At 72.0% G+C, this 19612-nt stretch carries 24 protein-coding genes and 1 pseudogene; 7 read left to right on the forward strand and 18 right to left on the reverse strand.

Annotation, left to right across the window (positions count from 1 at the left end; translation table 11 throughout):
* Positions 1-103: 103 nt before the first annotated feature.
* Positions 104-1276, forward strand: coding sequence for a DNA-processing protein DprA (dprA, locus tag AB0M08_RS28100; RefSeq protein WP_364499306.1), 1173 nt, complete (start codon positions 104-106; stop codon positions 1274-1276).
* A 210-nt stretch (positions 1277-1486) separates the two neighbouring features.
* Here the strand turns inward: dprA and AB0M08_RS28105 are convergent, their stop codons facing one another.
* Positions 1487-1672, reverse strand: a complete 186-nt coding sequence (locus AB0M08_RS28105; protein WP_364499450.1) for an AlpA family phage regulatory protein — start codon at positions 1670-1672, stop codon at positions 1487-1489.
* A gap of 267 nt (positions 1673-1939) precedes the next feature.
* Between AB0M08_RS28105 and AB0M08_RS28110 the strand changes: the two genes are divergently transcribed.
* The gene (locus AB0M08_RS28110) at positions 1940-2230 is read left to right on the forward strand and encodes a hypothetical protein (protein ID WP_364499309.1); all 291 of its coding nucleotides are present in this window, start codon (positions 1940-1942) and stop codon (positions 2228-2230) included.
* A 71-nt stretch (positions 2231-2301) separates the two neighbouring features.
* A complete protein-coding gene (locus AB0M08_RS28115) occupies positions 2302-2556 on the forward strand; it encodes a hypothetical protein (RefSeq protein ID WP_364499311.1) in 255 nt (84 codons plus the stop codon).
* 181 nt (positions 2557-2737) lie between these two features.
* On the opposite strand, the gene AB0M08_RS28120 is transcribed toward AB0M08_RS28115, so the two are convergent.
* Positions 2738-3199 (reverse strand): pyridoxamine 5'-phosphate oxidase family protein, encoded by a 462-nt coding sequence (locus tag AB0M08_RS28120; RefSeq protein ID WP_364499313.1) that lies wholly within the window; start codon positions 3197-3199, stop codon positions 2738-2740.
* A 79-nt stretch (positions 3200-3278) separates the two neighbouring features.
* On the opposite strand from AB0M08_RS28120, the gene AB0M08_RS28125 reads away from it, so the two are divergent.
* Entirely contained in the window at positions 3279-4310 is a 1032-nt protein-coding gene (locus tag AB0M08_RS28125; RefSeq protein ID WP_364499316.1) for a tyrosine recombinase XerC, read from the forward strand.
* Between the two features lie 105 nt (positions 4311-4415).
* Positions 4416-5604, forward strand: a pseudogene (locus tag AB0M08_RS28130) (aminotransferase class V-fold PLP-dependent enzyme).
* A gap of 71 nt (positions 5605-5675) precedes the next feature.
* On the opposite strand, the gene AB0M08_RS28135 reads toward AB0M08_RS28130, so the two are convergent.
* The 13 genes from AB0M08_RS28135 to proS form a co-directional block, all read right to left on the reverse strand.
* Positions 5676-6179: a M23 family metallopeptidase gene (locus tag AB0M08_RS28135; protein ID WP_364499318.1), complete on the reverse strand. Its 504-nt coding sequence runs from the start codon at positions 6177-6179 to the stop codon at positions 5676-5678.
* A gap of 74 nt (positions 6180-6253) precedes the next feature.
* Positions 6254-6577, reverse strand: a complete 324-nt coding sequence (locus tag AB0M08_RS28140) for a DUF2469 domain-containing protein (protein ID WP_067505225.1) — start codon at positions 6575-6577, stop codon at positions 6254-6256.
* Complete coding sequence (locus AB0M08_RS28145; protein ID WP_364499321.1) at positions 6574-7416, reverse strand: ribonuclease HII; 843 nt, start codon at positions 7414-7416, stop codon at positions 6574-6576. Before AB0M08_RS28145 ends, AB0M08_RS28140 begins: the two co-directional genes overlap by 4 nt.
* A complete protein-coding gene (locus AB0M08_RS28150; RefSeq protein ID WP_364499324.1) occupies positions 7416-7949 on the reverse strand; it encodes an NUDIX domain-containing protein in 534 nt (177 codons plus the stop codon). Before AB0M08_RS28150 ends, AB0M08_RS28145 begins: the two co-directional genes overlap by 1 nt.
* A 46-nt stretch (positions 7950-7995) precedes the next feature.
* Complete coding sequence (lepB, locus tag AB0M08_RS28155) at positions 7996-8658, reverse strand: signal peptidase I (RefSeq protein WP_364499327.1); 663 nt, start codon at positions 8656-8658, stop codon at positions 7996-7998.
* Positions 8655-9530, reverse strand: a complete 876-nt coding sequence (lepB, locus tag AB0M08_RS28160; protein WP_364499330.1) for a signal peptidase I — start codon at positions 9528-9530, stop codon at positions 8655-8657. The genes lepB (AB0M08_RS28155) and lepB (AB0M08_RS28160) overlap by 4 nt, the downstream gene beginning before the upstream one ends.
* A 176-nt stretch (positions 9531-9706) precedes the next feature.
* The gene (rplS, locus tag AB0M08_RS28165) at positions 9707-10063 is read right to left on the reverse strand and encodes a 50S ribosomal protein L19 (RefSeq protein ID WP_364499333.1); all 357 of its coding nucleotides are present in this window, start codon (positions 10061-10063) and stop codon (positions 9707-9709) included.
* Between the two features lie 121 nt (positions 10064-10184).
* Positions 10185-10949, reverse strand: a complete 765-nt coding sequence (trmD, locus tag AB0M08_RS28170; RefSeq protein ID WP_364499336.1) for a tRNA (guanosine(37)-N1)-methyltransferase TrmD — start codon at positions 10947-10949, stop codon at positions 10185-10187.
* Positions 10946-11512 (reverse strand): ribosome maturation factor RimM, encoded by a 567-nt coding sequence (gene rimM, locus AB0M08_RS28175; protein ID WP_364499453.1) that lies wholly within the window; start codon positions 11510-11512, stop codon positions 10946-10948. Before rimM ends, trmD begins: the two co-directional genes overlap by 4 nt.
* Before the next feature lie 6 nt (positions 11513-11518).
* Positions 11519-11776, reverse strand: coding sequence for an RNA-binding protein (locus AB0M08_RS28180; protein ID WP_364499339.1), 258 nt, complete (start codon positions 11774-11776; stop codon positions 11519-11521).
* Positions 11754-12257: a 30S ribosomal protein S16 gene (rpsP, locus tag AB0M08_RS28185; protein ID WP_364499342.1), complete on the reverse strand. Its 504-nt coding sequence runs from the start codon at positions 12255-12257 to the stop codon at positions 11754-11756. Before rpsP ends, AB0M08_RS28180 begins: the two co-directional genes overlap by 23 nt.
* A 169-nt stretch (positions 12258-12426) precedes the next feature.
* Positions 12427-13080 (reverse strand): DUF402 domain-containing protein, encoded by a 654-nt coding sequence (locus tag AB0M08_RS28190; RefSeq protein WP_364499345.1) that lies wholly within the window; start codon positions 13078-13080, stop codon positions 12427-12429.
* 16 nt (positions 13081-13096) lie between these two features.
* Entirely contained in the window at positions 13097-14503 is a 1407-nt protein-coding gene (proS, locus tag AB0M08_RS28195) for a proline--tRNA ligase (protein WP_364499347.1), read from the reverse strand.
* Positions 14504-14585: 82 nt separating this feature from the next.
* Between proS and AB0M08_RS28200 the strand changes: the two genes are divergently transcribed.
* On the forward strand, positions 14586-15080 hold the full coding sequence (locus AB0M08_RS28200; RefSeq protein WP_364499455.1) for a SigE family RNA polymerase sigma factor: 495 nt from the start codon (positions 14586-14588) through the stop codon (positions 15078-15080).
* Positions 15070-16482 carry a PQQ-binding-like beta-propeller repeat protein gene (locus AB0M08_RS28205; RefSeq protein ID WP_364499349.1) on the forward strand — a complete coding sequence of 471 codons (1413 nt, stop codon included), beginning with the start codon at positions 15070-15072 and terminating at the stop codon, positions 16480-16482. The genes AB0M08_RS28200 and AB0M08_RS28205 overlap by 11 nt, the downstream gene beginning before the upstream one ends.
* 75 nt (positions 16483-16557) lie before the next feature.
* Here the strand turns inward: AB0M08_RS28205 and AB0M08_RS28210 are convergent, their stop codons facing one another.
* The 3 genes from AB0M08_RS28210 to AB0M08_RS28220 form a co-directional block, all read right to left on the reverse strand.
* A complete protein-coding gene (locus tag AB0M08_RS28210; RefSeq protein WP_364499352.1) occupies positions 16558-17634 on the reverse strand; it encodes an amidohydrolase family protein in 1077 nt (358 codons plus the stop codon).
* A gap of 37 nt (positions 17635-17671) precedes the next feature.
* Positions 17672-19210, reverse strand: coding sequence for a signal recognition particle protein (ffh, locus tag AB0M08_RS28215; RefSeq protein ID WP_364499355.1), 1539 nt, complete (start codon positions 19208-19210; stop codon positions 17672-17674).
* Positions 19211-19275: 65 nt separating this feature from the next.
* Complete coding sequence (locus AB0M08_RS28220; protein WP_364499358.1) at positions 19276-19506, reverse strand: hypothetical protein; 231 nt, start codon at positions 19504-19506, stop codon at positions 19276-19278.
* Positions 19507-19612: the final 106 nt, after the last annotated feature.

A 19612-nucleotide genomic window follows, 5' to 3' on the forward strand; every position in this document is an offset into this window, starting at 1 on the left:
TGATCCCGCCTCTTCGGGCGAAACGGGTTCGGTACCGCCCGGACGGGGGTTCGCTGCGGCCGGTCGTCGCCGGGGCGGATTCGTCGGTGGGGCGGAGGGAGCCGTGACCGACGGCGTGGTGGAGGGAGCGGATGTGGCGGCCCGCGTGGCGCTCACCTGGCTGGCGGAGCCCGGGAATCGGGTGGTCTGGGCGCTGGTGAAGGCGCACGGGGCTACTGAGACACTGGAGCGCTTGCTGCGTGGTGACATACCGGACGGGCCGTTGCGGGCGGCGGTCAACGCGCGCACCGCGAACGCGGACGCGCGGAAGGTCGCCGAAGCGGCGCTGCGGCGCGGTGAACGGGTCGGGGCACGGCTGATCGTGCCCGGAAGTCCGGAGTGGCCGCCGTGCGTGGACGAGCTCGCCGGGCTGGAGATGACGGCGCCGGGGCGGGTCAACTGGGACACCCGGACGCCGCTCTGCTTCTGGGTACGCGGAGAGCACCCCCTGCACGAGACCCTGGACCGATCGATCGCGGTCGTCGGGGCGCGGGCCGCCACGTCGTACGGGACCCATGTGACCCATGAGATGGCGTACCAGCTGGCCGGTGAGAGGTGGACCGTCGTGTCGGGCGGCGCGTTCGGGATCGACGCGGCGGCACACCGGGCGGCGCTGGCGGCCGGTGGCCGTACGGTCGCGGTGCTGGCCTGCGGGGTGGACCGGCCCTATCCGGTGGGCAACACCGCGATGTTCGAGCGGGTGCTGGCGAAGGGGCTGCTGATCAGCGAGTGGCCGCCGGGCGCGGAGCCGCTGCGGCACCGGTTCCTGATCCGGAACCGGGTGATCGCGGCGGCGACGGCCGGGACCGTGGTGGTCGAGGCGTCGGCGCGCAGCGGGGCCGCCCAGACGATGAGCCGGGTGCTGGCCCTGAACCGGCGGGCCATGGTGGTGCCGGGGCCGGTCACCTCGGCCATGTCGGTCGGGTGCCACGAACTGCTGCGGACTCACCCGTACGCGAGGCTGGTGACCTCGGCCGCCGACGTGCTGGAGGAGGTCGGCCGGGCCGGTGAGTACCTGGCGCCGCCGCCACGCGGGCGGGAGCACCCACGGGACGCGCTGGACGAGGAGTCGGCGCTGATCCTGGAGGCGCTGCCGCGGAACGGGACGTCCACACCGGAGGAGATCTCCGCGGGCGCACGGCTCGGCCTGCGCACGGTGCTGCGGCGGCTGTCGCTGCTGGAGGCCGAGGGCCTCGTGGTCCGCCGGGAGTCCGGCATCGCCCTGGCCCGCTCCTGACTCCGCGCAGCCCCGGAACCGACCGCGGAACAGAGCCCCGCGCACATTGCGCGCAGCGCCTAGCTGGCGTTGTGTCAACGCCCGGGAGAGGGAAATCCGCAGATTCGTTCGCGGGTTCCGCAAGGCTCCGGCCACGGTCCCGGCCGGGTCACGCGGCCCGCGAAGACCCTCGTCCGTTGTCGCGCCGCGCGATGCGGGGCGACAACGGTTTCACTCCTCGGTCTCGTCCACATCCCGTCGGTGGATCTTCATCCACGCCTCGACGTCCTCGGTCAGCCAGACCTTGCCTTGTGCCAGGTCAGCGACCGGTTTCGGAAAGTCGGCCCGGCTGGTGATCTGGTACGCCCGCTGCCGGCTCACGCCGCCCAGGCGGATGCGGATCTCGTGCGCGCCCATGAGTCTGATCGGCTTCACTCCCACATGATCGACCGTAGGCGCGGGACTATTAGTCGCTTGCAGGGTTGTCGGCCGACAGCTTGTCTGGTGCTACCTAGGATCCGCCTCATGCCTTCCCGTCGGACAGGCACTCCACGAGTGCCCCTTTCCCCTGTTCACCGCCGAGACTGGCGGACACTGTGGCGACGCTGTGTCTGCGGCCTCCGGGCACCCTGTGTGGACCTGCTGGTTCCGCCGTCGACACCCGACTATCCGATTCACTCTCCGGTGCGACCGACCTCCGAGGACCGGCCCCCTCCGGATCCCGGCGGCACGACGGCGGGGCCCGGCGGCACAGCGGCGGGGCCCGGCGGCACGCCATGGTCCGGTGCGGCGGCGCCGAGGCCCGGTGAGACGGCCCGGATCCCGCTCCCCCGCCACGTCGCCCGGAACGTGGGCCGTGCCGGGAACCTCACGCCCGCCCAGGAGTTCCGGACCGGTGGGAACGCCCCGGGCAAGCACCGCGACCACGGCACCGGCCACGGCACCGGCCACGGCACCGGCCGGCGATCCGCCTGACCGACCCGCCTGACCGACCCGCCGGAACGACCAGGTCCGGGACGCCGTGCCCGGACGGATCGGGGAGACCCATGAGCACCGACGACGAGCATCTGCACGATCGCCCGCACTGGAACTGCCGTGTCTGCGGCGCGCCCTGGCCCTGCGATCCCGCCCGGGAACGCCTGCTCCGGGAGTACCGCGCCTTCCCGTCCCTGCTGCGCGTCTACCTCTCCTCGCAGATGTACGACGCCATCGAGGACATGCCGGCCGGGAGCCGTACGGCGCCGCACGACCTCTACGAACGGTTCCTGGCCTGGACCCGGGACCCACCGGAGCGCCTCTGAGCGGGATAGGCGGCCCGCGTCCCGGAACCCGGCCCGCGTCCCGGAACCCGGCCGGCGTCCCGGAACCCGGCCGGCGCCACGGCCTGACCCGGAGCGCGCCCGGCCTCCGAGACGCGGACACAGCCGGGCGCCCGGGCTCCGAGCGCGGACGCACCCGGGCGCCCGGGCTCCGAGACGCGGGCTATGCGCGCGTCCGGCGCCGGTAGCCGCGGCCCTCGTGCCAGGACTCGATGACCAGGTGATCCGCGGGCACGCCGACGTAGGTCAGCACGACCTCGCGGATGTCCACCCGGAAGAACCCGGCGTCCTGGTGCGGGGAGTCCGCCGGTGGTGGGATGGCGACCGCCAGGCCGGCGAGCTTGGCGTCGCCCGCCCAGGTCTCCGGGTTCTCCGCCGGGGGCTCCAGCGTCGGGCAGTGCATGGCGATCCGCGGGTCCCGCTGGACGTCACGCAGCTTCACCGCGCCGGGCATCGAGCCGAAGGTGACCTCACCGTCCTTGAACTCCGCCTCGGTGGCGCTGATCCGGGGCGAACCGTCGCGGCGGAGGGTCGCGATGGTCTTGTTGGTGCCGGCCTCGAAGCGCTGCCGCACCCGCGCGGCGAACTCCGGCGCCGCCTTCTCGATCTCTTCCCACTGAGCCATGCCCCGACGCTATGCCGGGGGTGTGACAGGAACCGGGACGACTTGACGATCACGAGCACACGGGCCACGGTCGAGGACGATGCGTACCCGGGACATGCACGCCGCCCTGCCGCCCGCGCTCCGCGACGCGGCCGACCGTTTCGCGCGCTACCTCGCCTCGGTCGAGGGGCGCTCCGCGCACACCGTCCGCGCGTACGCCGGCGACGTGATCTCGCTGCTCGACCACGCGGCGCGGCAGGGCTACGCGGACGCCGGGGAGCTCGACCTCGCCGTGCTGCGCGGCTGGCTGGCCGCCCGGCTCGCCGAGGGGGCCGCACGCACCTCTCAGGCTCGCCGTGCGGCCACGGCACGGGCCTTCACCGGGTGGGCCCACCGTTCCGGGCTCACGGCCGCTGACGTGGGCGCTCCGCTGGCGAGCCCGAAGGCGCACCGCGACCTCCCCGCGGTCCTGCGCGCCGACCAGGCCGCCGCGCTGGTCACCCAGGAGAGACAGGCCACTCGAGAGAGACAGGCCACTCGAGAGAGACAGGCCACTCGAAAGGGGCAGTCCGGCCCGGGCGCTCGGGAAGGCCGGGAAGGACCAGGAAGAAACGACAATGCGGACGAGGCCCTGGCGATCCGGGACCGGGCCGTCCTGGAGCTGCTGTACGCCACCGGCATCCGGGTGAGCGAGCTCTGCCAACTGGACCGCGGCGACGTTGACCACGCCCGTCAGGTGGTCCGGGTGCTCGGCAAGGGCGCCAAGGAACGCGCGGTCCCTTTCGGTCACCCGGCCCGCGACGCCCTCGACCTCTGGCTGCGCGCGGGGCGGGATCGGCTCACGACGCCGGGCAGCCGGGACGCGCTCTTCCTCGGCCTCAAGGGCGGCCGCGTCCAGCAGACCGTGGTCCGCCGGATCGTCGCCGACGCCGCCCGCCGGGCCGGGCTGCCGCACACCAGCCCGCACGGCCTGCGCCACTCCGCCGCCACCCACCTGCTCGACGGCGGCGCCGACCTGCGCGCAGTCCAGGAGTTGCTCGGCCACAGCTCGCTGTCGAGCACCCAGATCTACACCCACGTCTCCACCGAACGCCTCCGCGCCGCCTTCAACCAGGCACACCCCCGCGCCTGAGACAGGAGGACGGCCCGGGAGGACGGAACGGGAGAGGCGGCCCGGGAGAAGCCGCCCGGGAGAAGCGGGGCGGGGAGCCCTGCCGGGACACGTACCATCCAGGCCATGAGCGCCGAAGATCCGCCACGGCCCGTTCCCGGCGCACGGCTCCTGTTCTCGCTGGATCCGGCGGTCTCCTACCTCAACCACGGGTCGTTCGGCGCGCTCCCGATCCCCGTGCAGCGCGCACAGCAGCGCCTCCGGGACGAGATGGACGCCAACCCGATGCGCTTCTTCGGCGACGGGCTGCTCGACCGGATCGTCCACACCCGACGGCACCTGGCCGGTTTCCTCGGCGCCGACCCGGACGGCAGCGCGCTGGTCCCGAACGCCACCGCCGCGGCCTCGCTGGTGCTGCAGTCGGTCCCGCTCGGCCCCTCGGACGAGGTGCTGCTCACCGATCACGTCTACGGCGCGGTCGCGATGGCCGTCCGCCGCCAGTGCCGCCGGACCGGCGCGAGCGCGCGGACGGTCGCCCTCCCCTGGGGCGCCTCCGCTTCCGAGATCGTTTCCCGGGTACGCGCTGCCCTGCGGCCGGGACGGACCCGGCTTCTCGTGGTGGACCAGGTCACGTCGCCGACCGCCACCCTCCTGCCGGTCCGCGAGCTCACCGCCGCGGCCCGGGAGCACGGCATCCCGGTGCTGGTCGACGCCGCCCACGCGCCCGGCATGCTGCCCGTGGACGTCGGTGCGATCGGGGCCGACTTCTGGGTGGGGAACCTGCACAAGTGGGCGTGGGGCACCGCGCGGCACCGGGCTGCTGGCCGTGGCGCCCGCCTGGCGGCGCCGGATCGACCCGCTCGTCGTCTCCTGGGAGCAGGATCGGGGCTTCCCGCTCTCCGTCGAGTTCCAGGGCACGCTGGACTACACCCCGTGGCTGGCGGCGCCCGCCGGCGTCTACACGCTGCGCACGCTCGGACCCGACGTGGTGCGGGCGCACAACGCCTCCCTGGCGGCGTACGGTCAACGGGTCGTCGGTGAGGCACTCGGCCTCGCGCCCGCCGACCTGCCGGACCCCGGCGGACCCGGGGTGGCCATGCGTGTCGTGCCGCTGCCCGCCGGGCTGGCCACGACGTTCCCCGAGGCGCACGCGCTGCGCCGGCACATCGCCGACAAGCTGGGCGTGGAGACGCAGGTGAGCGCCTGGGGCGGCCGGGGCCTGCTCCGGCTGAGCGCGCAGGTCTACAACCGGCCGCAGGAGTACCACCACCTGGCCGAGCGCCTCCCCGCCGTGCTCAGCGAGTGGCAGCGGTAGGAGAGCAAGCGCCAAGCAGGCAGGCGGACGGCGGTGGCGGGGAACCGCGTGGCGACGGTAGGGCCCGGCGGCTACCGGTCGAGCGGCAGGAGCCGGACCCGGCCCAGGCCGAGCAGGCTCAGCGGGTCCAGGTAGCGGGCGCCCTCGCGCAGGCCCCAGTGCAGGCAGGCCACGGCGGGACAGCCCGGGTGGCCCGGTTCGAGGGTGCCGAGCGGATCGCCCGCCGCCAGCACGTCACCGGGCGCCACCGCGGCGATCACCGGCTCGTAGGTGGTCCGCAGGCCGCCGGGGTGCGCCACGCTGACCACCCCGCGCCCGGCGAGGATCCGGGCGTAGACCACCACCCCGGCGCCCGCCGTACGGACCGTCGTGCCGGGCGGGGCCGCCAGGTCGGCACCGCGGTGCCCGGCGAGCCAGGGCCGGGGCGGCGGGTCGAACCGGCGGGTCACCCGCGGCGGCGCCACCGGCCAGGCGAACACGGCCGGCCGCGGCACCGGACTCCGCAACGCCGGGGCCCACGCCGGCGGGCCGGGGAGAAGCGGGAGCGGTAGGAGGAGGAACGCGAGCAGTGTCATGTGGGCGAGGCTGCCCGGCCGTCACCCGGCCGGGCGCCCGCCCTGTGGACGACCGCCCGCTGTGGAGAACCCGGTCAGCCGCCGAAGCCGGGCTCGTCCGGCAGCGAGATATCCGGCTTCTCCAGCTCCTCCACGTTCACGTCCTTGAACGTCATCACCCGCACGTTCTTGACGAAACGGGCGGGACGATACATGTCCCAGACCCAGGCGTCGTGCATCTCGACCTCGAAGTACACCTCGCCGTCGGAGTTGCGCACGTGCAGGTCGACCTGGTTGGCCAGGTAGAACCGGCGCTCCGTCTCCACGACGTAGGAGAACTGGCGGACGATGTCGCGGTACTCCCGGTAGAGCTGCAGCTCCATCTCGGTCTCGTACTTCTCGAGATCCTCTGCGCTCATCGTGTCTCGCCCTCCATGGCCTCATCTTCCCCCACCGACGGCGACGGCTGAGGCTGCTCGCCCGACGCCACGCCGACGGTACCCTCAGCCGCTGCCGGAAGCAGCAGCGGCTCGGTAACGGATACGTCGAACAACGACGGAGCAACGACCGGTGCCGCGACCGGACGGCGCGCCTTCGGTGGCCGGTTTCCCCGGCCCGAGGCGGCGGCCACGTTCACGTACGAGAACCGGTGCTCGGCGCAGGGCCCGTGCGCGGTCAGCGCGGCCGTGTGCTCCTCGGTTATGTAACCCTTGTGCACCGCGAAGCCGTAGTGCGGGAACTTCGCGTCCAGCTCGACCATCAGGCGATCCCGGGTGACCTTGGCGAGCACGCTGGCCGCCGCGACGCAGGCGGCGACCCGGTCGCCCTTCCACACCGCGAGACCCGGCACGCCCAGCCCGTCCACCGGGAAGCCGTCGGTCAGCACGTACTCCGGGCGGACGGTCAGCGACGCCAGCGCCCGGCGCATCGCGGCCAGATTGCAGACGTGCAGGCCGCGCGCGTCGACCTCGGCCGGCGGGATGATCATCACGGACCAGGCCAGCGCCCGGTCGACCACCTCGGCGTACACCCGTTCCCGGGCCGTCGCGGTGAGCAGCTTGGAGTCGGCCAGCCCGGGGACCTCGCCACGGCGGCCGCCCGGCAGGATCGCGGCGGCCGCGACGAGCGGACCGGCACAGGCGCCCCGGCCGGCCTCGTCGGCGCCGGCCACGTGCGCGAAGCCGCGCCGCTGCAGCGCCTGCTCCAGCGCGTAGAGACCGGCTTCCCGGCGCACGATCGTACGGGGCGGGGCGAGCATCAGCCCTCCTCCCGCGCGTCGAGCGACCCTGGCGCAGGCACACCGGGCACCGCCGGAACCGGCGCCGCTGGGGATGGGCCGGGCGACAGGTGGTGGTGGCGGACCAGGTCGGCCAGTTCCTCGGGGTAGATCAGCGCGTCGCTGGCGTCGATCTCGGTCGCCGACCACCAGCGGTGCTCGGTGATCGTCCGCTGCTCCTCGTCGTTCATCCCGGCGGTGTCGACCTGCCAGTCGCTCACCCGGAACAGGAAGATGTCCTGGGTCTGGCGGTAGTCGCGGCCGTCGTACGAGAACTCGGCGGTCTGGTGCACGATCGGCTCGCCGAGATCGGCCGGGGTGACCCGGAGCCCGACCTCCTCGAAGACCTCACGGGCCGCCGCCTCGACGGTGCTCTCGCCCGGCTCCAGCCCACCACCCGGGGTGAACCACCAGCGCAGCCCCGGGCGGGCGGGATCGCCGCCGTGCAGCAGCAGAACCCGCCCGGCGTGATCCAGCAACAGGACGCGGCCCGCGCAGCGCTCGATGACGGTCACCCCGCTAGGGTATTCGCCCGCGGCGGATCTTACGAACGCGCCCGGGTCACTGTGCCGAGGCGTTCGGGATGTCGTCGTACTCCGAGGGGATCGTCAGCCACGTCGCCCGGTTGACCGGCCAGAAGATCGTGAACGCGCGCCCGACCACCGAGTCGATGGTGATCGTCGCGTCCTGGATCTTGCCCGACTCGTCCGCCGCGGTGCTCTGCTCGTAGTGCTCCAGGGAGTCGCCGGAGGCCTCGCGGTGGTCGCCCATCACCCAGAGCCGGCCGTCCGGCACGGTGATGTCGAACTCCTCGTCGGCGACCTGGTTCCGGGTGCCGTCGGCGGCGGTGTAGACGTACGGCTCGTCCAGCGAGTGCCCGTTGATCTGCAGGCGGTGCTCGGAGTCGCAGCAGACCACGTGGTCGCCGGGCGTACCGATGACGCGCTTGATGAAGTCCTCGCCCTCGGCGCCCGACTGCCACTCGCTCGGTGCCTTGAAGACGATGATCTCGCCGCGCTTGGGGTCGCGGAAGTCATAGACGAGCTTGTTGACCAGCACCCGGTCCCAGACGTTGAGCGTGTGCTCCATCGACGGGGACGGGATGTAGAACGTCTGCAGCACGAAGGCGCGAACCAGTACGGCGACCAGGATCGCTACGAACAGCAGGATGGGCAGTTCGCGCCAGAAGGAGCCGTGGCGCTTTTCGGTCTGCTCGTCAATCACGCTCGGAGCCTACGTCGTCGAGTCACGAAGGACATGCCGGAACGCGCGGAGAACGCGGCACTCAGCAGTAACGGCAGCAGGCTGACGGCGACGGTGGGGTTCTGGCGCGGCTGCGGCGAGACGGGCCCGGCGGCCGCGGTCGGATGCTCGGTGGCGAAGTTCTTCCAGACGTCCGGGATGCTGAGCCCGGTGAATCTGCTGCTCGGCCAGACGATCACGAAGGCGCGACCGATCACGTTCTCGATCGGCACCGGACCCTGGCATCGCGCGTCCTGGGAGACCGAGCGGTGATCGCCCATCACGAACATCTGGTCGGCCGGGACGGTGACCTCGGCGAATTTCCGGCTGGTGCACTGACCGGCGATGGCCGGCTGGCTCAGATCGGAGTTGAACCCGTCGGCGATGTACGGCTCGTCGATGCCCTCGCCGTTCACGGTGATCCGGCCCTGCTCGTCGCAGCAGGCCACCTTGTCACCCGGAAGGCCGATCACCCGTTTGATGAAGTCCCGCTCACCGGGGCGGCTGACGCCGACCAGGTCGCCGATGGTCCGGCCGAGCTTCGCCAGGAAGGTGTTGCTGACCGGCTCGGTGACCTCGGGCGCCCAGTTGTCGGTGCCGCGGAAGACCACGATCTCGCCGCGCAGGGGGTCGCGCATGTCATAGACGACCTTGTTGACCAGTACCCGGTCCTTCAGCTCCAGGGTCGTCTGCATCGACCCGGAGGGGATGAAGAACGCCTGGACCAGGAAGGTCCTGATCAGCACGGCCAGGCAGAACGCCACCACGAGCAACAACGGCAGCTCCTGCCAGAGCGGCATCTCCTTGCGCCGAATGATCGAGCGCCGTCGCCGCGCCGGCCGATAGCCTTCCATCGGATCCACGTTTCGCATCTCCTGACGCCTGCTGGCCGAATGTCCCCGGATACAGCACTACCGCCCGCGTTTCCCGGCTAGGGGAACGTACGAGCGGTAGCACTGGAATGGTTCACCATCCGGCACACGGCGCAAGCTTAATGGGCCAGCGCCGGTGACTGCCCGATCGGAGTCGGTCAGACGGTCTGCTTCTCCCGCAGCTCCTTGATCTTGGCCTTCTTGCCACGGAGCTCACGCAGGTAGTAGAGCTTGGCGCGGCGCACGTCACCACGGGTGACGACCTCGATCTTGTCCAGCGCCGGGCTGTTGAGCGGGTAGGTCCGCTCCACGCCGACGCCGAAGCTGATCTTGCGGACCTTGAAGGTCTCCCGCAGGCCGGAACCCTGGCGGGCGATCACGACGCCCTGGAAGACCTGGACACGGGAACGGTTGCCCTCGACGACCCGGACGTGCACCTTGAGGGTGTCACCGGCACGGAAGTCGGGAAGGTCGGTGCGCTGCGACTGGGCGTCGAGATCGTCCAGCGTGTTCATCGCTGCATCCTCGTACTAGAGGCGCACCGGGAGTTCGGTGCGCGGTGGGTGATTCTGATCCCCCGCCACTCAAGGAGATCCTCGCCCCACCCCACGGCGCGGGGCGGAGACGGCAACCCCACTACTCTGCCACACCCGGCCGGGGCAGTTCCAATCCGGCCTCGGCCAGCGCCTTCCGGTCCTTCTTGTCGAGGTTCTCCGGCGGGTAGGCGGCGTACATGTCCGGGCGGCGGGCGGCGGTCCGCAGCAGGGCCTGCTCGCGGCGCCAGCGGGCGATCCGGCCGTGGTCGCCGGAGCGCAGCACGTCCGGCACCGCACGATCGCGCCAGGACTGCGGCTTGGTGTAGACCGGGGCCTCCAGCAGACCGGCCGCGTGCGACTCCTCGGTGAGCGAGTCGGCGTTGCCGAGCACGCCGGGGAGCAGCCGGGTGATCGCCTCCATGATCACGATGACCGCGACCTCGCCGCCGAAGAGCACGTAGTCGCCGAGCGAGACCTCGCGGACCGGCATCCGCTCCGCGGCGTCGTCGATCACCCGCTGGTCGATGCCCTCGTACCGCCCGCAGGCGAAGACCAGGTGCTCCAGCGCCGCCAGCTCGTACGCGTCCGCCTGGGTGAACGGCCTGCCGACCGGGGACGGGATGACCAGGGTGGCCCCCGGGGAGGCGACGGCGTCCAGGGCCTGGCCCCACGGCTCCGGGCGCATCACCATGCCGGGACCGCCACCGTACGGCGAGTCGTCGACCGTACGGTGCACGTCGTACGTCCAGGTGCGCAGATCGTGCACGTTCAGGTCGAGCGTCCCGGTGGACCGCGCCTTGCCGATCAGCGAGAGCTCGAGCGGGGCGAAGTAGTCCGGGAAGATCGAGACGATGTCGACCCTCACAGGTCCAGCAGTCCTTCGGGGAGGTCGACGATCACGCGGCCGCCGCGCACGTCCACGGTCGGCACCATCGCGGTGACGAACGGGATCAGGGCGGTCCCGCCGGCGGACTTCGCCAGCACGATCAGGTCCGAGGACGGGGCGTGCTCGATCCGCTGCACGGTGCCGAGCGCGGTGCCGTCGACCGACTCCACCCGCAGCCCGATCAGCTGGTGGTCGTGGAACTCGTCCGGGTCGTCCGGCGGCGCCAGTGTGGCGCTGTCCACCTGCAGGAAGACGCCGCGCATCGCCTCGGCGACGTTGCGGTCGTAGATACCCTCGAAGACGGCGATCCCGCGGCCCTGATGCCAGCGGATCTGTTCGAGGGTGAGTTCTTTCGGTACTTCGAAACGAACTCCGGGGGCAGGCGCGCCCGCCGGGCCGGTGGTCACCCGGCGGTCCCGGGGGACCTCCGTGGTGAACACCGACCCGACGGTGAAGCGTGCCTCGGGCTCGTCGGTCCGCACGACGACGGAGACTTCTCCCCGGATACCGTGCGGCTTACCGATCTGGCCGACGACGAGCAGCATCGATCAGTACGCGTCGACGATGTCGACCCGGATGCCACGCCCGCCGATCGAGCCGATCACCTGGCGCAGGGCCTTGGCCGTACGTCCGCCGCGCCCGATGACCGTTCCCAGGTCCTCCGGGTGCACGCGGACCTCGAGCCGCTTGCCACGGCGAGAGTCGACCATGCGCACCCGGACGTCGTCCGGGTTGTCGACGATGCCCTTGACGAGGTGCTCCAGCGCGGGCCGGAGCGCCCCGTCAGCTTGCGTCGGCGCCGGCACCGGCCGGGTCCCCTGCCGTCTCGGCGACAGCCTCGGCCGGCTTGGTCTCGGCCTCGGCGGGCTTCGACTCGGCCTTGGCCTCGGCGGCCTTCTCGCCCTTGGCCTTCTTCGGCGTGGCGGCCGGCTTGGTCTCGGCGAGACCGGCGGCGGCCTTCGCCTCCTCCTGGTAGATCTCGGTGCGGCTCTGCTTGGCCGGCGCGACCAGCAGCGGCGCCGGGGCGGGCAGGCCCTTGAACTTCTGCCAGTCGCCCGTCTTCTCCAGGATGCGCTGCACGGGCTCGCTCGGCTGCGCGCCGACGGAGAGCCAGTACTGCACGCGCTCGGACTTGACCTCGATCACCGAGGGGTGTTCCTTCGGCTGGTAGATGCCGATGTACTCGATGGCGCGGCCGTCGCGCTTGGTGCGCGAGTCGGCGACGACGATGCGGTACTGCGGGTTGCGGATCTTGCCCATCCGCAGGAGCCGGATCTTAACGGCCACGGTGTATTCGCTCCTGATGCATAGCGCGGGTGAGCCGACGGAACCCACGTGGGGATGCGGGACCGATGTCTCGTGGATTGGCCGCGCCAGGGGTTAGAGGGCGCCTGAACGCGAGCCGGATACCAGCTGACCATTCTGCCAGATGGCACGCGACACCCGCCAACCGACCCTAGGCGCGGGCCACCACCGGCCGGTCCCAGCCCTCGGGCAGCTCAGCCGGGGTCTCCCAGGACGGATCGGGCCGGAAGTCGAGCCAGGTGCCGTCGAACGGGAACTCCCCCGCCTCGATCTTCTTGATCACCCGGCGCCCCTCGGCCCAGACCGCGTCCGGGTCGGGGACCCAGTAGAGCTCCGGGAAGGCCAGCCGCTCGGCGAACTCGTCCTCGTCCTTCCACCGCCAGGAGAGGTCGGGGAACGCCTCGACGTCGAGGTCCTGGTCGATCACGTCGAACCCGGCGACGTCGCCGTCGTCCCAGCGGACGGCGGCCTCCTCCAGGTTGACGTAGTAGTTCTTGAAGTCGCCCGCATCGGTCCGGAAGAGCCAGACCGAGTGGTTCACCCCCGGCGGGAAGAACCGCAGCACGCCCGGTCCCTGCCAGGTCGCCGGGCGCGGGCTCTTGGGGGCGGCCATCCAGGCCTCGTACGACAGGTCGCGCGGCCCGAGGCCGTCGAGCGTCCGCTCGACGGCGATCACCGAGCCGCGGGCCACCCAGATGAGCAGCCCGCGCTCGTCGTCCGAGACCACCCGGCCGGGATGCACGAAGGCGATCCGGCCGTGGTGGGTGTCCCGGTGCAGGACCAGACGTCCCGGTGTGAAGGCCACGATCAGAACGTCACGATCAGTAGGAGCGGGCCAGGTACGCGATCAGGCCGGGCTCGTCGTCCGACTCGGGCATCGTGCCGTCCTCGCGGGTCAGGCAGCGGACCGTGACGGCCTTGCCGTTCGCCTCCTTCTCGCCCGCCTCGCCGACCGCCGACCACGGCACCCGGGCGAACCCGGTCTGCGCGGCGTCGATCGCCTCGCCCAGCGTCTTCACGTCGAAGGTGCGCTCCGCACGGAAGGCCAGCGCGTCGTCGAAGAGGCGCTGCTGGTCGGCCTTGAGCGCGGCCTCCACCGCGGCGGCCGCCTCGCCCAGCGGCAGCGGCGACTTGGAGCCGTCGATCCGCCGGGCCACGGTCACGTTGCCGGTGGCCAGGTCGCGGGGACCGACCTCGACGCGGACCGGGATGCCCTGCAGCTCCGCGTCCACGGCACGCCGGCCGAACGGGATGTCGGCACGGTCGTCGAGCTTGACGCGTACCCCCAGGGCCTTGAGCTCGTCACGGAGCTGGACCGCCGCCTCGGTGACGCCCTCGCCGGCCTTGACCACCATGATCTGTACCTGGATCGGCGCGAGGCGCGGCGGCAGCCGCAGGCCGTTGTCGTCGCCGTGCACCATGATCAGACCGCCGAGCATCCGGGTCGAGGTGCCCCACGAGGTGGTCCAGGCGTGCTCGACGGTCCGCTCGGCCGACGAGTAGGTGATGTCGAACGCCTTCGCGAAGTTCTGCCCGAGCTCGTGCGAGGTGCCCATCTGCAGCGCCTTGCCGTCGCCCATCATCGCCTCGACGGTCATCGTGTTGGTGGCACCGGCGAAGCGCTCACCCCTGGTCTTGCGGCCGGGGATCACCGGGATCGCCAGCAGGTCCTCCATGAACGCCTGGTAGACGTGCTTGTGGATCTCGCGGGCGTGATCCCGGGCGTCCTGCTCGGTGGCGTGCGCGGTGTGACCCTCCTGCCAGAGGAACTCGGTGGTGCGCAGGAAGGTCCGCGGGCGCAGCTCCCACCGGACCACGTTCGCCCACTGGTTGAGCAGCAGGGGCAGGTCACGGTACGAGTCCACCCACTTGGCCATGAACTCGCCGATCACGGTCTCGCTGGTGGGGCGGACCACCAGCGGCTCGGCGAGCTCCTTGCCGCCGGCGTGGGTGACCACGGCCAGCTCCGGCGAGAAGCCCTCGACGTGGTCGGCCTCACGGCGCAGGTAGTTCTCCGGGATGAAGAGCGGGAAGTAGGCGTTCTGAACGCCCTGCTCCTTGATCCGCGCGTCCATGTCGGCCTGCATCCGCTCCCACACGGCGTAACCGACCGGCCGGATGACCATCGTGCCGCGCACCGGGCCGTTGTCGGCGAGCTGCGCCTTGGCGATGAGGTCCTGGTACCAGCGGGGGAAGTCCTCCGCACGGGGAGTGAGCACGCGAGCCATGAGGAAGCATCGTAGTCGCGGCCCCGGTGCAACCCTCCGGGTGGGCTTCCCGTGTCCCTCGGCAGAGGAGGACGGGGTGACGATGGAGTTCGACGACTTCTACCGGGACACCGCCCGGCGGCTGGCGCGCTACGCGTACGGCCTGACCGGCGACCCGGGCGAGGCACAGGACCTGGTCCAGGAGGCGTACGCGCGGGCCTGGCAACGGTGGCGGCGGGTGTCGGCGTACGAGGATCCCGAGGCGTGGCTGCGCCTGGTGGTAAACCGGCTCTCCGCCGACCGGTGGCGCCGGATCTTCGTACGCCGGGCCCGCGCCGAGGCCGAACCGCCACCCGCGCCGGTCGATCCCCCCTCGGAGAACCTGGTGCTACTGGTCCGGGCGATGCGCGAGCTGCCGGACGCGCAGCGCCGCGCCCTCGCCCTGCACTACCTGCTGGACCGTTCGATCGCCGAGATCGCCGTGGAGACCGGCGCCGCACAGGGCACCGTCAAATCCTGGCTCTCCCGGGGCCGGTCCGCGCTCGCCGCCGCCCTCGGCGACACCATCGTGCCGGAAGGAGCCCGTCGTGCCCGCTGACATCGACGACCTGTTCGCGGCGCTGGGCCGCGAGGCCGACGCCCTTCCGCTGCCCCCGCCCGGGGCCGCGATCCGCCGTGGCCGGCGGCGCAACCGCAACCGCGCGGCGCTCGCGGCGTCCGCCGTGCTCCTCGTCGTGCTCGCCGGGGTCGGCCTCGCCGTCCGGTACCGCCCGGACGACCGCACCCACCCGATCCTCCCCACCACCCAGGACGACCGGGTGAGCGGGATGTCCCCGATCGGCGGGCCGGTCGTCCACGGCGACGGGAACGACACCTGGCAGCGGGTGATCGAGGCGGACGGCCGGATCTACGGTGTCGTGACCCTCCCCGGCGGCGGGGGCCGGGTGGTCGCGGTGGACGCCTCGACCGGGGCGGTGCTCTGGTCGTCCACCACCTACGAGCGCCTCTCCGAGCAGGCCGGGCTGGTCGCGATCCCGGGTGCGCTGCTGGTCACCGAACCCGCGTCGGCGACCGAGCGGACCACGCTGGACCTCGACGCCGACACGCACGTGCTCGATCCGGAGACCGGGCAGAGCACCCTCTCCGTCGCCTGGCAGTTCGGCTCCCGGTGGATCACGGGTGGCGGGATGCTGGTGCTGCAGAACACGAACGGCGCGCTCAAGGGCTTCGATCTCGACGACCTCGATCACACCTGGCGGGTGCCGGCCGGCGACGACACCCCGGCCTATCTGGTGGGCACCGACGAGGTCGGCTCGGGCGATCTCGGGCCGCTCGTCCGGATCACCGACGGCGACCTGGTGCAGGTCACGAAGAGCGGCAAGGTCCGGGTGATCGACATCGGTACCGGGAAGGTCCGGGACACCGTGGCCACCGGTCAGCCGGCGCCGGCCGCCGCGATCGCCGACGACGGGAAGCTCCTCAGCAGCGTGGGCCGGACCCTCCGGGAGACCGACCTGAGCGGCGACGGGACCCGGATCCTCTACACCGCGCCGGCGGGGTGGCGGACGGGCGCCGTCCGGGCCTGCGGCGACGGCCGGCTCTGCCTGTACCAGTACCAGCCCGACGGCGAGCACACCGAGGTCCTCGCGATCGACGCCACCGACGGCGAGGTCGTCTGGAGGAGCTCCACGACCTCCCAGGCGGAGACCTTCCTCCGGGTACGGGGCTCCCGGGTGCTCCTCGGCGGCGCCACCCAGACCGCGGTCTACGACGGTTCCGGCCGCCTGCTCTTCGCCGGGCCGGGCACCGCGGACTGGATCGACGACGACGACGTGCTCTGGGTGGGCGCCGACGGCTCGGTCTCCGCGGTCTCGGCCCGGGACGGCGCCCGCACCGGGCTCGGCACGGTCCCCGGGCTCACCGGCGACTGCGCGGTGAGCGCCGAGGTCCTCGCCTGCCCCACCGGCGGGACGTTGCGCCTCTGGCGGTTCACCCACTGAAGTGGCTGGTGCTCAGGTGTGCCTCGCGCGGCGTGAGGCACACCTGAGCACCAGCCGGAACCGGGACCGGCACGGTCAGCGGATGACCGCGCCGCGCAGGACGATGCGGCTCGGGGCGCGGACCACGCGCAGGTCGGCGCGCGGGTCGGCCTCGTAGACCACCAGGTCGGCGAGGCCGCCCTCGACCAGGCCGGGGAAGCCGAGCCACTCCCGCGCCCTCCACGACGCCGCGGCGAGCACGTCGGCGGCGGGGATGCCGGCCTCGTGCAGGTAGAGCATCTCCTCGGCGGCCAGGCCGTGCCGGATGCCGCCGCCCGCGTCGGTGCCGACGTAGATCGGGACGCCGGCCTCGTGCGCGGCGAGCACCACCTCGGGGAAGTTGTCGCGCAGGGCGATCATGTGGTCGGCGTACCCGGAGAACTTCTCCCGGGCCTGGTCGGCGATCTTCCCGAAGGTCCGGATGTTGATCATCGTGGGGACCAGGGCGGTGCCGCGGCGGGCCATCTCGTCGATCAGTTCGAGGGACAGGCCGGTGCCGTGCTCGACCGAGTCGACCCCGGCCTTCACCATGATCTCGACGCCCTCCTCGGAGAACGTGTGCACCGCGGCGCGGGCCCCGGCGGCGTGCGCGGCCTCGACGGCGGCCGCCATCGTCGTCGCGTCCCAGCTCGGGGCCAGGTCGCCCACCTCGCGGTCGATCCAGTCGCCGACCAGCTTCACCCAGCCGGTGCCGGCCTTCGCCTGCTCGGTCACCGCGGCGGTGACCTCGGCGGCCGCCACCTCCACGCCGATGTCCCGCAGGTAGCGGCGAGGCGCGGCCACGTGCCGCCCGGCCCGTGCGAGGCGCGGCACGCCCTGTTCGTCATCCAGTTCCGGGTACGGGTACGGGCTACCCGCGTCCCGCAGTGCCAGCACCCCGGCGTCGCGGTCGGTGTACGCCAGCTCCCGGGCCTGGTCCAGCCCCTCGATCGGCTTCGCACCGTACGCGATGCCGAGGTGGCAGTGGGCGTCGACCAGCCCGGGGACGATGAAGCCGCCGTCGCTGATCGTCTCCGCGTCCGGTACCCGCTCGAAGGTGACCCGGTCGCCGACCAGCCAGAGGTCCCGGACTTCGCCGTCCGGCAGGACCGTCCCACGCACATGCAACGCCATGGGTAAGTCCTACCGGATCAGCCGCCCGTGAGCGACGTCAGTCGTCCTTCGGCTTGCTCAGCTTGTTGAAGTCGAGCTTGGGGAGCTTGAAGCCCGGGGGCATCCCGCCGCCGGCCAGCGCGCTCGGGTCCATGCCCGGCGGCAGCTGCGGCATCCCGCCCGGGAAGCCCTTGGGCATGCCGCCGCCGACCCGCGGCCGGTTGCCGGACTGCTTGCCCTTGCGCTTGTTCTTCGAGCTCTTGGTCGCGCTGCGGCGCCCGCCCGGCAGGCCCATCATGCCGCTCATCTGCTTCATCATCTTCTGCGCGTCGGCGAAGCGGTTGAGCAGCTGGTTCACCTCCATCACGGTGACACCGGAGCCGTTCGCGATGCGCAGCCGCCGGGAGGCGTTGATGATCTTCGGCTCGGTGCGCTCCTTCGGCGTCATCGAGCGGATGATCGCGGTGACCCGGTCGAAGTGGCTGTCGTCGAGCTCGTCCAGCTGGCCCTTGAGCTGGTTCATCCCCGGCATCATGCCGAGGATGTTGGCGATCGGGCCCATCCGGCGGACCGCGATCAGCTGGTCCAGGAAGTCCTCCAGCGTGAACTGCTCGCCACCGAGCAGCTTGCTGGTCATCTTCTCCTTCTGCTCATCGTCGAAGGCCTGCTCGGCCTGCTCGATGAGGGTCAGGACGTCGCCCATGCCGAGGATCCGGCTGGCCATCCGGTCCGGGTGGAAGACGTCGAAGTCCTCCAGCTTCTCGCCGGTGGAGGCGAAGAGGATCGGCTGGCCGGTGACGTGCCGGACGGAGAGCGCGGCACCACCGCGGGCGTCACCGTCGAGCTTGGAGAGGACCACACCGGTGACGCCGACGCCGTCCCGGAAGGCCTCGGCGGTCTGCACCGCGTCCTGGCCGACCATCGCGTCGATGACGAAGATGACCTCGTCCGGCTGGACCGCGTCCCGGATGTCGCGGGCCTGCCGCATCATCTCCTCGTCGATGCCGAGACGGCCGGCGGTGTCGACGATGACGATGTCCTTGGCCGTACGCCGGGCGACCTCGATCGAGTCCTTCGCGACCTTGACCGGGTCACCGACGCCGCTGCCCGGCTCGGGAGCGTAGACGTCGACGCCGGCCCGGCCACCGACCACCTGGAGCTGGTTGACCGCGTTCGGCCGCTGGAGGTCGGCGGCGACCAGCAGCGGCTGGTGGCCCTGGCCCTTGAGCCAGCGGGAGAGCTTGCCGGCGAGCGTGGTCTTACCGGCGCCCTGGAGACCGGCCAACATGATCACGGTGGGCGGCTGCTTGGCGAAGACCAGACGCCGGCCCTCACCGCCGAGCACGTTGATCAGCTCTTCGTGGACGATCTTGATGATCTGCTGGGCGGGGTTCAGGGCCTGGGAGACCTCGGCGCCGCGCGCCCGCTCCTTGAGGTTGGCGATGAACACCTTGACCACCGGCAGCGCGACATCCGCCTCCAGCAGCGCAAGGCGGATCTCGCGCGCGGTGGCGTCGATGTCGGCATCGGTGAGCCGGCCCTTGCCGCGGAGCTTGCCGAAGATTCCGGACAGGCGGTCACTCAGGGTGTCAAACACGATGCGGCTTCCCGTTGTTCGTCAGTGGTGGCGTCGACCGCAAGCCTAGCCGTACCGGAGAAGGCTCACCGGTTCCGCATGCGGTAGGTCTTGGCCGCGGCCTCGATCCGCCGCTGCGTCCGGGTGCCCGGCGCGAGCTCGCCGCGGACCTTCCCGTACAACCAGAGACCGCCGCCGACCACCAGCGCGCCCACGATCAGGTAGTAGAGAACGCCGCCGAGCAGGGAGCTGACCACCCAGCCCACCGCGATCACCCCGGCGACCACCGCCACCAGAAACGCCACTGCCTTGCCCATCGCGGCCTCCCGCGCTCGAAGGTGCCAACCTCCTCCACCATGCCGCGCCCGCGCAACCTCCCGCATCGGACGGACCCCTGAACCGTTCCCCTAAGGGTGGACCTCG

The organism is Actinoplanes sp. NPDC051851 (assembly GCF_040681165.1).
Classification (GTDB): domain Bacteria; phylum Actinomycetota; class Actinomycetes; order Mycobacteriales; family Micromonosporaceae; genus Actinoplanes.